Origin of the sequence: Bacillus sp. B1(2022) (assembly GCF_040259625.1) — a bacterium.
In the GTDB taxonomy this organism is placed as follows: domain Bacteria; phylum Bacillota; class Bacilli; order Bacillales; family Bacillaceae; genus Bacillus; species Bacillus velezensis.
Window position 1 is genome coordinate 54,763 of record NZ_JANIFO010000011.1, and the last position, 12,259, is coordinate 67,021.

The following is a 12,259-nucleotide window of genomic DNA, read 5'->3' on the forward strand; positions in this document are numbered from 1 at the left end:
TCAGTAACAATCCTGCATGATTTACTTGTCGACATCATTCTATTAGACTCTGATTCTATTGACAACTGGTCTATTTTCCTCTTTTGGATGATAGTAAAATGAAAAAAGGCCTTTTAATATATGGGTAATTGAGACTAAGGGGTGCTCTGGGCCTAGGAAAAAACCTCTCTAAAAAAGAGAGGTTATTTTTTCTTGATAGATAATAAAGCGATGGTAGCTAAAATCAGCAAAGTACCCAGCCATTCTGATATTCCGAAGGGAACATGCAGCCAGATCACAGCTAAAAAAGCTGCCGACAGCGGCTCTGCACAGGCGAGCAGGCTGGTTTCAGAGGCACTCAGATATTTCAGGCTTTCCAAGTAGCAATAAAAAGCGATGAGCGTCCCGAAAATGATGATAAACACGATCGCGGCATATGCAGGAAAGGACCACTCGCCTTCAAATTTCCAGGGCGGGCGGATCAAGCTGAGGGCGGCTCCGCCGATCAGCATGCCCCATCCGACAATAATGGCCGATCCCCATTTCTTCAGCAGACGATGCGGCTGAAGGGTGTAAAATGCCAGTGCAAACGCCGAACTGATGCCCCAAAAGACGGCCAGACCGGATATGGACAGGCTTCCGACATTCCCGTGCGTGACCAAAATGAATGTGCCGGCAACCGCCAATAAGACGGCGAGCAGCTCTTTTGCTGAAGGAATTCTCTTTGCGCGAATCGCTAAAAAGCATGTAATGATCGCTGGCCCTAAATACTGAAGAACGGTAGCAGTTGCCGCGTTGCCGTACTCAATTGCCGCGAAGTAGGTGTATTGAACGCCTAACATTCCGAAAATCCCGAATAAAAGAAGGGGAATTCTGTCCCGTCTGTCTTTCCAAACAGCCCATATCCGTCCTTTTTCTTTGCGGTACGCGATGCCGAGCAGAAGCGCTCCTGACACCAGAAGGCGCACCGAAGTCAGCCATTCTGTATTAAAATGGCGGTGCTGGAACAGATACTGGGCAACCGTTCCCGAGACCCCCCATAAGATAGCTCCTGTCAGCACAAGCCAAATGCCTGTTGTTCGTGAATAAGAAAGAGCAGCGTGTTTTTCCAGGATAGACACCCCCGATTCTGATGTTGTGATATTAACTTACAACAATTAGGAAAATGAACGTCTTTCATGTGATATATTATATATTGTATATTAAATTCCGTCAAAATGATTTTCGGAGAAAGCGCTGACGAAACGGCCGTCTGATGAATGAGCAATAAAAAAACACCCCGGCTGGTTTCCGGGGTGTGTTGGTTATTCTGCAATCGCGTCTGTTAAAACAGGAACGACTTGTTTCTTTCTGGATACGACGCCTTTTAAAAGAGCCGTGTTGTTTTCTAAAGTCACGTTGAATGCTTTTTCCACTTTTGACGCTTGATCACCGATGGCAAGCGCAAGGGAATCGTTTTCCAGAATATCCGTAATCACGAGAAGGAACAGGTCAAGGTTCTTCTCAGCAATTACTTTTGAAAGAGCCGCTTCTAATTCCGGCTGCCGCTTTTTAACATCTTCAATATCAACTGTGTTGACTTGGGCGATTTCGACTTTTTTGCTGCCGAGCGTGAACTCTTTCGCATCAAGAGAAATCAGTTCTTCCACAGTTTTTTTGCTTAAGTCGGCGCCCGCTTTCAGCATGTTTAAGCCGTACTCTTCCGCATCTACGCCGGCAATTTCAGCAAGCTCTTTTGCCGCTGCGATATCTTGCTCCGTGCAAGTCGGAGATTTAAATAACAGAGAGTCGGAAATGATTGCTGACAGCATGAGGCCCGCAATTTCTTTCTCGATTTTCACGTTATTTTCTTTGTACATTTTGTTTAAGATCGTAGCCGTACAGCCGACCGGCTCAGCACGGTAGTAAAGAGGTTCCGCTGTTTCGAAGTTGGCGATACGGTGGTGGTCGATAACTTCAAGAACCTGAACGTCTTCGATATCCTTGATGCTTTGCTGGCGTTCATTGTGGTCAACAAGGATGACGCCGTTTACTTCGTTTGCGGCTGTTTCCACCAAACGCGGGCTTTCCTGCTTGAAATAATCAAGCGCGTATTGTGTTTCGCCGTTGACTTGTCCAAGGCGGACGGGCTCAGCATTGAAGCCGAGTTTATTTTTTAGATCAGCGTAGGCAATGGCAGAGCAAATGGTATCTGTGTCTGGGTTTTGATGTCCGAAAATAAGAATTTTTTCCATAATAACTCCTTGTCCTTTTTTGTAGTGTAAACAATCTTTTTATAGTTTAACACGTCTTGAGGAGGGTGTAATCTTCAAAACCTTAAAAATTGATGTGAAAAAGAAGCATTTTTGTTGAGAGGTGGAGAGGATTGCGAGTAAAATACTGGGTAAGTCAGATGCTAATCAGCATATAGTATCAAAAAAGGTACTATGGAGGATGAAAAATGAACATATATCCGAATAAAGAAGGTTGTCCGGTTGAACTGACGCTTTCCGTTATCGGCGGAAAGTGGAAGGGTATTTTGTTTTATCATATGATCGGCGGAAAAAAGCGGTTTAATGAGTTTCGGCGCATTTGCCCCAGCATTACGCAGCGTATGCTGACGCTTCAGCTTCGCGAGCTTGAGGCGGACGGCATCGTGCATCGCGAGGTATATCAGCAGGTGCCTCCAAAGGTGGAGTATTCTCTTACCGAATTCGGCAGGTCGCTGGAACCGATCGTTTTGCAAATGAAGAAATGGGGAGATGCCAACCGGGAGTTTCTCGAGGCATACCGGGAAAAAACGTCTCCTCAAGATCAGTCCGCTCAAAAATAAGAAGCAGCAAAGGATTAAATTCCTTGCTGCTTTTTTTTATTTCATCGCGATGGCTTTTCTGGCGTTGCGCACATCATTTTTCAGCAATTCGCTCAGGTTGTAAGCCGGATATTGACCGCGTTCTTCCATATACTCAAAGACCATTTGGTGCCACTTGATGGCCGCGTTTAAGTGCTTGACGAAGACGTGTCTTAATTGAGGTGTGGCCGTCTCTGTAATGGCTCCGGCATAATTGCGGACAGATGTTTTGGCCAGAATGAGCAGGCCGCCGCTGTAAAAGGAGGAATCAGCGCGCTCTTCTGTTTCATCCTCACGAAAAGCGGGAGCTTCAGGGAAGAAAGGAAGCAGTTCACGCAGATTTTGTTCCAGCGAATGGATGGAAAATCTGTAAAGCTGTTTTAATCTGGCATCGCTTACGTCCCGCTCTGTTCTTTTTAATTTCACAAGTCCGTTTGCCTGGAAAGCTACTAACTCATGCAGTTCTAACGTTTCATGCCATGCTAATGTTCTCCGCTCAGTCATGGTGTAAGAATCTCCTTTATCCTTCATTTTCACTTTCAGCATATGCCCCGGTCCCGATGTTGTTCCTGATGTTTTGAAGTTTCCAGAAAGGGAAACTCAATGTAAAGGAAATACGAAATAGAGGTGAAACTATATGTGGGACATGATAAAGAACTTCTTCCTTTTCAGCAGCGGGGTTTTGCAGGCGACCACTCTCTTACTTATCGTTATCGTCTTGTTATATGTACGAAAAACCAAAAAGAAAAACAGAGATACTTCTGGTTTCATGGATGATCAGGATCACTGATACAACGGGCATTCTTTCACTGGGATGTCCGTTTGTCTGTTTTCATGTTTCACATGGAACATTGCGGCTGTCCGCGCTCATTTTACTTGCGATTTCGACTTATGTTAAAATATATACGTGTATTTTGGAGAGTTTATGGAAAATTCAGGTCTTGAAAGAGACATTGCGGCGTCAAAAGAGCAGTCGTCTAAGCTGCTCTTTTCTATTCGTATGTTCGAATGATACAAGGTTTGAGGTGAGTAAGTGAAAAATACAAGGGCTCTAATAGAAGGCGCCATTTTGATCAGTATTTTTGCAATCATTTCCCTTTTGGTCGTGTACCTCCCTTTACTGGGGGCAATTCTTCTCTTTGCTTTGCCGCTGCCGATCATTCTTTACACCATTCGGCACGGTCTGAAGCCAGGGGTATGGATGGGGCTTGCCAGCCTTCCTGTCAGCTTTATTGTAAGTTCGTTTACCGGGCTTACAGGCGCTTTTACGGCAGCCTGTACGGGAATCGCCATGGGATATTATTTTAAAAAGAAACAGCCCGGCTATGCGGTTGCTGCCGGCGCTATGGCGTATGTGCTGTGCGGCGTCGTTTTTTTTGTGGTCAGCATCGTGTTCCTTAACATGAATGTGGTTGATACCACCATGTCCCAGCTTCGGGAGTCGCTGTCTTTAGCAGAAACCATGTCAAAGCAGCTGGGTTATGGAGACCAGTTCGGGAAGCAGATCAAGCTGATGGAAAGTCAGCTGAGCACGGTTCAATATCTTTTTCCGACAGTGCTCGTATTGACCGGCATCGTTTTTTCTTTCCTCAGTTATGCTATGGCAAGGCCGCTTTTACGGCGATTTTCCCCTGATCTTCCGAAGATGAAGCCTTTTAGAGAGCTCAAACTCCCGCAAAGCGTTGTCATTCTGTATTTTATTGTGACGATATTAGGGTTTCTGCCTTTAGAAAAAGGGCATATGCTGTATTCGGTTTCATTGAATGGGGGATTTATTCTCAGCTTGCTGATTTGTATTCAAGGATTAGCGTTTATTTTTTTCTATTGCCGCGAAATGGAGATGCCGAAAGCCGTTCCTGTATTAGCAATTGTGCTGGGGGTGCTTTTTCCGCTTATCTTGTCCGTGTATCTCCTCTTAGGCATCATTGACATAGGCTTTAACATAAGAAATAAGGTGACGCGAAATTGAGTGTGACTTACAGGTGGGGAGTTGATAGAAATGCCTAGTTTTTATGAAAAACCGTTGTTTCGGTATCCCATCTATGCATTGATTGCATTGTCAATCATCATAATTCTCATCAGCATTTACTTTAACTGGCTGATAGGAGCCATCGGCGTTGTGCTGCTCGCCGTGATCTTGTTTTTCATTAAGCGTGCGGATTCTCTGATCAGAAAAGAAATTGACGATTATATCTCCACGTTATCCTATAGATTGAAAAAAGTAGGCGAAGAGGCATTAATGGAAATGCCTATCGGGATTATGCTGTTTAATGATCAATATTACATTGAGTGGGCGAATCCGTTTTTGTCTTCCTGTTTTAATGAAAGCACGCTCGTCGGACGCTCGCTGTATGACACATGCGAGGCCGTCGTGCCGCTGATCAAGCAGGAGGTCGATTCGGAAACGATCACCTTGAATGAGCGGAAGTTTAAAGTAGTGATTAAAAGAGATGAGCGCCTGCTTTATTTCTTTGATGTGACAGAACAGATTCAGATTGAAAAGCAGTACGAAAATGAGAGAACCGTGCTGGCATATATCTTCTTAGATAACTATGATGACGTCACACAGGGGCTGGATGACCAAACGAGAAGCACGATGAACAGCCAGGTCACCTCATTATTAAATGCGTGGGCGCAGGAGTACGGCATTTTCCTGAAACGGACGTCCTCGGAGCGGTTTATCGCGGTGTTAAATGAACACATTTTAACGGAGCTTGAAAACGCGAAATTTTCGATTTTGGATGAAATCCGAGAAAAAACATCCGTTCACACTGTATCTTTGACCCTCAGCATCGGGATCGGCGCATCGGTTTCTTCCTTGAAGGAGCTTGGAGATCTGGCGCAGTCCAGCCTCGATTTGGCTCTCGGCCGCGGAGGCGACCAAGTGGCGATCAAAATGCCGAACGGCAAGGTGAAATTTTACGGCGGCAAAACGAATCCGATGGAGAAGCGCACAAGGGTGCGCGCCCGGGTGATTTCTCACGCGCTCAAGGAGATTGTCTCAGAAAGCAGCAATGTCATTATCATGGGGCACAAATTTCCTGATATGGACGCAGTCGGAGCCGCAATCGGAATATTGAAGGTGGCGCAGGCCAACGGCAAAGAAGGCTACATCGTCATTGATCCGAACCAGATCGGATCAAGCGTTCAGCGTCTGATTGAAGAAATTAAAAAATATGAAGAGCTGTGGTCGCGGTTCATCACGCCGGAAGAGGCGATGGAAATTTCAAATGACGACACGCTGCTTGTCGTCGTTGATACACATAAACCATCCCTTGTGATGGAAGAGCGTCTCGTGAACAAAATCGAGCACATCGTTGTGATTGACCACCACCGCAGAGGCGAGGAATTTATTAAAGACCCGCTGCTCGTTTATATGGAGCCATACGCTTCATCCACCGCAGAACTCGTGACGGAGCTGCTTGAATACCAGCCGAAGCGGCTCAAAGTCAATATGATTGAAGCGACGGCCCTGTTAGCTGGTATAATAGTGGATACAAAGAGTTTTTCCCTTCGCACGGGCTCGCGGACGTTCGACGCCGCTTCTTATTTGAGAGCGAAAGGCGCAGATACGGTTCTGGTGCAGAAAGTTCTCAAAGAATCGGTCGGTTCTTATATCAAGCGGGCGAAGCTGATCCAGCATACGTCTCTTTATAAAGAACATATCGCGATTGCTTCTCTTCCTGAGAACGAAGAGGAGTACTTTGACCAGGTGCTGATTGCGCAGGCGGCTGATTCCCTCTTATCGATGAGTGAAGTGGAAGCTTCATTTGCGGTAGCCAGACGGGATGAGCATACGGTGTGCATCAGTGCGAGATCGCTGGGCGAGGTCAATGTGCAGATTATTATGGAGGCGCTGGATGGCGGAGGGCATTTAACCAATGCGGCAACCCAGTTATCGGGCATTTCTGTCTCAGAAGCGCTCGTCCGGCTGAAGGAAGCCATTGATGAATATTTTGAGGGAGGCGTTCAGAGATGAAGGTTATTTTCTTACAAGATGTAAAAGGTAAAGGAAAAAAAGGCGAAGTGAAAAACGTAGCAGACGGTTATGCACATAACTTTCTCATTAAAAAAGGCCTCGCTGTCGAAGCAAATGCGACAAACATCAGCGCATTGAAAGGACAGAAAGAAAAAGAGAAAAAAGAAGCGATTGCCGAGCTTGAAAGAGCCAAAGATTTGAAAGAAACGCTTGAACAGCTGACTGTTGAGCTGAGTGCCAAATCCGGTGAAGGCGGCCGTCTATTCGGATCTGTCACAAGCAAACAGATTGCAGAAGCGCTGCAAAAAACGCATAAGATTAAAGTGGATAAACGGAAATTGGAGCTCCAAGACGGTATCCGCACACTGGGATATACAAACGTTCCTGTAAAGCTGCACCCTGAAGTTCAGGCTGTGCTGAAGGTTCACGTAAAAGAAGAAGCGTAATACACAATGAAAAACCCGCCGATCCGGCGGGTTTTTTTCATGTCAGCAGACGGCGCAGCGCAAGAAAATGATGAGATTGTTTCATTTCCGATCATCACCAGATTGCATATTATATTACATCATAACGAAGGATGTGTCGGTATGAAACGATTTTTTTCTGAAACATATTTTAATAATCCGGAGAATAAAAAGGCGCTGGAGCACTATCCGCTGATCGGTGATGGAAAAGACGGGGAAGTCTATCGCTTAACACACAACAAATGCGTAAAATACTTCTTTGAAAAAGGGACATGCAAAAAGGAATTGGCAGCTTTAAAGACCGGACAAGGTTCCCCGGTGATTCCAAGACTGTATGAATACGGAGATCGTTATATTGTGATGGAATATGTCCAAGGCACCTCTCTTGCCCGCCATATCAGAAAAGAAAAATCCCTGTCCGTCAAACTGACTGCTGATATTTTAAATATGCTGGATGAATTAAAAAGAATCGGTTTTACCAGATGGGATGCCGAAATCAGGCACATTCTGATCAACGAACACGGAAATCTTAAGGTCATCGACCATAAAAGAGCTTTTTCCGCCATTACCCGGTTTCCCGTAAAACTATTAAAAGGACTGGACAAATACGGCTTGGCGGATGAGTTTTTGAACACTATAAAAAAATTAAATCCGTCACGTTACCTGGAATGGCAGCCGCACATGTAAGTTTCTGAAAATCCGCACATGTAAGTTTCCTTTTTGTAGGGTCGTCATATGATATTTGTAACATTTGTTTGGTGGAGTGTGGAAAAAATGGCAGAATACATTATGGTTATCGGCGCTCATCCCGATGATGAACTATTGGGATCAGCGGGCACCATAAAACGGCTGATCAATGAAGGATATAAAGTAATTTCCATTATTACGGCATTAGGAAGAAAAGAAGAAGCTCATCATATTAAACAATTAGGCGAACGCGCGAATCAAGAGCTTGGAATTGAGAAAGTCATCTTTTTGGAGCATACGAATTTAGAGCTGGAATGTATCCCTCTTCATAAGCTTGTCAAAGAATTAGAGCAGCTCATTCGCGTCTATCAGCCTGATAAAATCTTTACACATCATTACGGCGATATCAATATGGACCACCAGAGAACATTCCAAGCAGTTTTAACAGCCGCCAGACCGCTTCCGAATCAAAAGCCTATCGAACTGCTTACGTTTGAAACGCTATCTTCAAGCGAGTGGGAGAGGAATACGGCTGATAAACTCTTCAAGCCTAATTACTTCGTTAACATCACAGACACAATGGATGCCAAACTCGCGGCGCTTCACCACTATGACGTAGAAATGAGGGATTACCCTCATCCCCGTTCATATGAAGGCGTAAAACATCTAGGAAAAGTCAGAGGGATGACGGCGGGTGTGGAATACGCTGAAGCTTTTGAAGTCGTGCGGAGGATCTGGAAATGATCAAGACATTTTCCGTCCCCTATCCGTATATGGTCCAGACGCTTGACCGCTACTACGGGGTCAAAACGCGCCCGCGAAAAAAGGCGGCAGTAAAGACACAGTTGAAACATGAACATCATATTCCGCGGTTATACAGGAAAAAAAAGAAGTTATCCATTTTGATTGCCACGTTTTGGGACTACCCGCACACGGGCGGTTTATCAAACTATATTAAAACGCTTAGTGAAGGCCTGAAAAAGAGAGGTCATAAGGTGGATGTCATATCCCCTAATCTGTTTCCGTCCGCACAGGTAAAAGAACTGCGGGCGGCTGTTGTTCCGAAATTAAAAGATTTCTTTAAAGACAGATATGGGGTTTATAACGATCATATTTTGAAAAATAATCGGCTGATGTTTATATACGAGCAAATGCTTCAAAAGATTCATTTGGAAAGATATGATGTGTTCCACGCTCAAGATTTATTTACAGCCAATATGTTAGGCAGGTTCAATCAAATCTATAAAAAACCTTTATTTTTCACACCGCATGGCATGTTTACTTTCAACAGACTTAAATTTCACATCTTTAAAAAAGGCTCGGTAGAAGAGATTTATTATAAAAAATTAGAGATGAAAGCCATTGAATACGCAGATCGCCTGATTATTATCAGCGATACGTTCCGCAGCCCGCTCATGAAGCTCGGAGCCGAACAGGAAGACATGACAACGGTGGTCACAGGAATCGATTACGATGCAAAAACAGGCGGGAAAAGAAAAACCCCGTTACCGAAAAATAAGATCATCATCTCGTGTATTGCAAGATTAGGCCCGAGAAAAGGTCACAAATATTTACTGGACGCACTTTCGAGAATTCCATCTGATGTACTTGAGCATGTTGAAGTGCTGATCGCGGGCGACGGAGAGATGAGGAGCGCCTTAGAGGAACAGGCTCGAAAACTGAATCTATCTATGGTTTCCTTTTTAGGAAAAAGAGATGATGTTCCCGCTATTTTGAATGTGACGGACATATTCGTACTGCCGACCATTAATGATAGTCTGCCTATTTCGATTATTGAAGCGATGTTCAGCGGCTCGGCTATCATCGCGACCGATTGCGGGGGTATTCCGGATCTGATCCGCCATAACAAAACGGGGCTTATTGTCGAGCCGGGAAATGCAAAGGTTCTTGCCCGGGCTTTAGCGTTTTTTATCACTAACAAATCTGCGCGGAAGATAGCTGCTTCAAACGCAAAGGCCTACGCAGAGAAATATTTAAGCAGTGAGACGATGATAAAAAATATCGAATCGATTTATCAAAATACCAACAGCTCGGAGGGAGATCATGAAACATGAACATGCAGCCGTTGTACTTGATTTCAGTGCAAACGGGATTGGGATCATTCGCAGCCTGGCCCGAAGAGGAATCGATGTTTACGCGTTTGACACGGAGGGACCTTATCGTATCGGAAAATCAAGGTTGGCAGATTGCGGGATATGTCCCAGCCCTTTAACACAAGAGGAAGAACTGCTGACATTTCTGACTGATTTCGGGAAGCGATTCCAAGCAAAGCCGGTTCTGTACGCAGGATCTGATGATTATGCGGGATTTATATCTAAATTCCGCGAGACATTAGCCGGCTTTTTTTTGTTTTTGCTCCCGAGCCGCTCTCTGTTAGAAACGGTCTTAGATAAAAGCAAAGCATATGAATTAGCGGTCAAGCATCACATCCCCTGCCCGAAAACCTTTTTTCCGAACAACCGGGATGAGCTGGAAGAGGCCATCGCCAATATTGACTTCCCGTGTATTTTAAAACCGGTGGCCGGCCATGAATACAGAAAAAAAGTAAACAAAAAAGCAATTGTAATGAAGGATGCCGCACAATTGCGCAAGGAGTTCAGCTCCTACAGAGAAAATGGAGAACTGCTCGTGCAGGAGATCATCCCCGGAGACAACCAGTGTTTTTATAAAGTCGCCACTTTTTATGATGACCAAATGAAATTAATGGGCTTATTCTCTCTGCAAAAGAACCATCAATTCCCTGCAGATTTTGGCGCGGGGGCCCACGTCGTCAGCAAACGGCTTCCTGATTTAATCAAGAAGACCCTGCCGTTTTTTGAAGCGATTCAACTGAAGGGAGTAGGCATGGCGGAATTTAAAAAGGATCCCCGGGACAATGTTTACAAGTTTATCGAAATTAATCCGCGCTTTTGGCTCAGCCATAGCCTGACAGAACCGGCAGGCGTTCATTTCGTTTACATGTACTATCTGTATTTGACCGGACAACATGTGAAGCCCCAGCTCGAACAAAAAGACGGAATCAACTGGATTTATGAGGTGCGTTATTTCTTAACGTTTTTGAAGAAACGAAAAAGAGGAGAAATGACGTTCCGGGATTTTTGGAAAGGGTGTAAAGGAAAAAAAGAGTACGCTCTTTTTGCTTGGAATGACCCGATGCCATTTATCAGAAACACTTGGTCTCATCTCAAAAACAGCTGGAAACGGAAGCGGAAGGAAGATCGGCATGTATGAAAAGGATCTTTTGTATGGCGCATTTCAAAAACTGAGAATTGACGAAAAACTGTCGTATTCGTTCGGTGAAAGGGCTGCGGTGAATCCGGATGACATCACATGCCTGAAATCGACGGACAGAAGCGCCATTTATAAACTGTTTGTAAAGAAAAAATCCGGAACTGTTCCGCTGATATTGAAGGTATATAAATCTTCCCGTGAAAAAAATAAGGTCGAGATTAATATATACGGGAAAGCCCGTTCCGTTTTAGGGGATTTGCTGCCGGACATCTATCTTATAGAAGAAAGTGACCATGAAACGTGGATATTTATGGAGTTTGTCAGCCAGATCAGGGGACAGCTTACATTTCACCCGAAGCATTTCAAGTATATTATTCCGTCTGTCGCAGAATTGCACAGCCGCACCTTTGAAAATAAGAATATTTCTGACGGTAAATGGCGGTCGTGGCTGCCGGTATATGAATCGGAAACCATGAGAAAAGGGCGTAAAAAGCAGATCAAAAAGACAGCGGAATTATTGGATAGGGCTCTTAAAGATGAGCGCACAAAAGATATCGTGAAGCCTCATTATCGGCAAATCACAAACTTGCTTGAGCAGGAGGAGCCGGATTTTTTCCCTGAATTGATACAAAACGGCTCAGCCATCACACACGGTGATCTTCATATGCAGAATATCTGCACCCACGATGCGTCCGGGCATGAACCGTGGGATATTCAATTCATCGATTGGGAATCCGCAAAATACGCGCCGGTTTGGTTTGATATGACGGTGCTGGTTGAAATTCTGCTTGGCTTCAGAAAAGATTGGAGCCGGCACGCAGAAGATATTCGGACGTATTGCGTAAAAGTGTATACGAAAGAAATGAAAAAGCGGGGCATTCATTTTCAGACCCCTCCTATGACGCTTTATAAAATGGCTTATTTGCAGAGAACACTTGAAAAAGGGCTTCATACCCAATTGCGGAGAATCTTCGACAATCGGGGAGGAGAACTGCTGCCGTATCATGTTGACAAAGTGTCAAAATGGGGACGGGAATTAGGATTATAAGTTTGAGAGAGGGGGAGCGG

At 44.7% G+C, this 12,259-nt stretch carries 13 protein-coding genes; 10 read left to right on the forward strand and 3 right to left on the reverse strand.

The window, feature by feature from the left end:
- Positions 1-182: 182 nt before the first annotated feature.
- A complete protein-coding gene (locus NQS30_RS17305) occupies positions 183-1,100 on the reverse strand; it encodes a DMT family transporter (protein WP_282996349.1) in 918 nt (305 codons plus the stop codon).
- A 183-nt stretch (positions 1,101-1,283) separates the two neighbouring features.
- On the reverse strand, positions 1,284-2,213 hold the full coding sequence (locus tag NQS30_RS17310; RefSeq protein ID WP_004393053.1) for a manganese-dependent inorganic pyrophosphatase: 930 nt from the start codon (positions 2,211-2,213) through the stop codon (positions 1,284-1,286).
- Positions 2,214-2,419: 206 nt separating this feature from the next.
- On the opposite strand from NQS30_RS17310, the gene NQS30_RS17315 reads away from it, so the two are divergent.
- Positions 2,420-2,791: a winged helix-turn-helix transcriptional regulator gene (locus NQS30_RS17315; protein WP_007615010.1), complete on the forward strand. Its 372-nt coding sequence runs from the start codon at positions 2,420-2,422 to the stop codon at positions 2,789-2,791.
- 36 nt (positions 2,792-2,827) lie between these two features.
- Here the strand turns inward: NQS30_RS17315 and NQS30_RS17320 are convergent, their stop codons facing one another.
- Positions 2,828-3,313, reverse strand: coding sequence for a spore coat protein (locus NQS30_RS17320; RefSeq protein ID WP_007407913.1), 486 nt, complete (start codon positions 3,311-3,313; stop codon positions 2,828-2,830).
- A 133-nt stretch (positions 3,314-3,446) separates the two neighbouring features.
- Here NQS30_RS17320 and NQS30_RS17325 point away from each other — a divergent pair, with 133 nt between their 5' ends.
- The 9 genes from NQS30_RS17325 to NQS30_RS17365 all read left to right on the forward strand — a co-directional run bounded on the left by NQS30_RS17325 (position 3,447) and on the right by NQS30_RS17365 (position 12,239).
- Positions 3,447-3,599, forward strand: coding sequence for a hypothetical protein (locus NQS30_RS17325; RefSeq protein WP_004393059.1), 153 nt, complete (start codon positions 3,447-3,449; stop codon positions 3,597-3,599).
- A 243-nt stretch (positions 3,600-3,842) separates the two neighbouring features.
- Positions 3,843-4,778: a YybS family protein gene (locus NQS30_RS17330; protein ID WP_025285576.1), complete on the forward strand. Its 936-nt coding sequence runs from the start codon at positions 3,843-3,845 to the stop codon at positions 4,776-4,778.
- A 30-nt stretch (positions 4,779-4,808) separates the two neighbouring features.
- Positions 4,809-6,788, forward strand: a complete 1,980-nt coding sequence (locus NQS30_RS17335) for a DHH family phosphoesterase (protein WP_015240959.1) — start codon at positions 4,809-4,811, stop codon at positions 6,786-6,788.
- Positions 6,785-7,234 carry a 50S ribosomal protein L9 gene (gene rplI / locus NQS30_RS17340; RefSeq protein WP_007407910.1) on the forward strand — a complete coding sequence of 150 codons (450 nt, stop codon included), beginning with the start codon at positions 6,785-6,787 and terminating at the stop codon, positions 7,232-7,234. Before NQS30_RS17335 ends, rplI begins: the two co-directional genes overlap by 4 nt.
- 6 nt (positions 7,235-7,240) lie before the next feature.
- Positions 7,241-7,939, forward strand: a complete 699-nt coding sequence (locus tag NQS30_RS17345) for a protein kinase family protein (protein ID WP_080760387.1) — start codon at positions 7,241-7,243, stop codon at positions 7,937-7,939.
- Between the two features lie 87 nt (positions 7,940-8,026).
- On the forward strand, positions 8,027-8,683 hold the full coding sequence (locus NQS30_RS17350; protein WP_032866867.1) for a PIG-L deacetylase family protein: 657 nt from the start codon (positions 8,027-8,029) through the stop codon (positions 8,681-8,683).
- Positions 8,680-10,014 carry a glycosyltransferase family 4 protein gene (locus NQS30_RS17355; protein ID WP_007407907.1) on the forward strand — a complete coding sequence of 445 codons (1,335 nt, stop codon included), beginning with the start codon at positions 8,680-8,682 and terminating at the stop codon, positions 10,012-10,014. Before NQS30_RS17350 ends, NQS30_RS17355 begins: the two co-directional genes overlap by 4 nt.
- A complete protein-coding gene (locus tag NQS30_RS17360; RefSeq protein ID WP_007407906.1) occupies positions 10,004-11,191 on the forward strand; it encodes a carboxylate--amine ligase in 1,188 nt (395 codons plus the stop codon). Before NQS30_RS17355 ends, NQS30_RS17360 begins: the two co-directional genes overlap by 11 nt.
- A complete protein-coding gene (locus NQS30_RS17365) occupies positions 11,184-12,239 on the forward strand; it encodes a phosphotransferase (RefSeq protein ID WP_007407905.1) in 1,056 nt (351 codons plus the stop codon). The genes NQS30_RS17360 and NQS30_RS17365 overlap by 8 nt, the downstream gene beginning before the upstream one ends.
- Positions 12,240-12,259 lie beyond the last annotated feature (20 nt).

Excerpts from the sequence above, each read along its gene's own strand:
- NQS30_RS17315 (WP_007615010.1), top strand. The coding sequence starts at position 2,420 with ATGAACATATATCCGAATAAAGAAGGTTGTCCGGTTGAACTGACGCTT.
- rplI (WP_007407910.1), top strand. The coding sequence starts at position 6,785 with ATGAAGGTTATTTTCTTACAAGATGTAAAAGGTAAAGGAAAAAAAGGC.
- NQS30_RS17335 (WP_015240959.1), top strand. The coding sequence starts at position 4,809 with ATGCCTAGTTTTTATGAAAAACCGTTGTTTCGGTATCCCATCTATGCA.
- NQS30_RS17345 (WP_080760387.1), top strand. The coding sequence starts at position 7,241 with ATGAAAAACCCGCCGATCCGGCGGGTTTTTTTCATGTCAGCAGACGGC.
- NQS30_RS17325 (WP_004393059.1), top strand. The coding sequence starts at position 3,447 with ATGTGGGACATGATAAAGAACTTCTTCCTTTTCAGCAGCGGGGTTTTG.
- NQS30_RS17365 (WP_007407905.1), top strand. The coding sequence starts at position 11,184 with ATGTATGAAAAGGATCTTTTGTATGGCGCATTTCAAAAACTGAGAATT.
- NQS30_RS17355 (WP_007407907.1), top strand. The coding sequence starts at position 8,680 with ATGATCAAGACATTTTCCGTCCCCTATCCGTATATGGTCCAGACGCTT.
- NQS30_RS17350 (WP_032866867.1), top strand. The coding sequence starts at position 8,027 with ATGGCAGAATACATTATGGTTATCGGCGCTCATCCCGATGATGAACTA.
- NQS30_RS17310 (WP_004393053.1), bottom strand. The coding sequence starts at position 2,213 with ATGGAAAAAATTCTTATTTTCGGACATCAAAACCCAGACACAGATACC.
- NQS30_RS17320 (WP_007407913.1), bottom strand. The coding sequence starts at position 3,313 with ATGACTGAGCGGAGAACATTAGCATGGCATGAAACGTTAGAACTGCAT.
- NQS30_RS17360 (WP_007407906.1), top strand. The coding sequence starts at position 10,004 with ATGAAACATGAACATGCAGCCGTTGTACTTGATTTCAGTGCAAACGGG.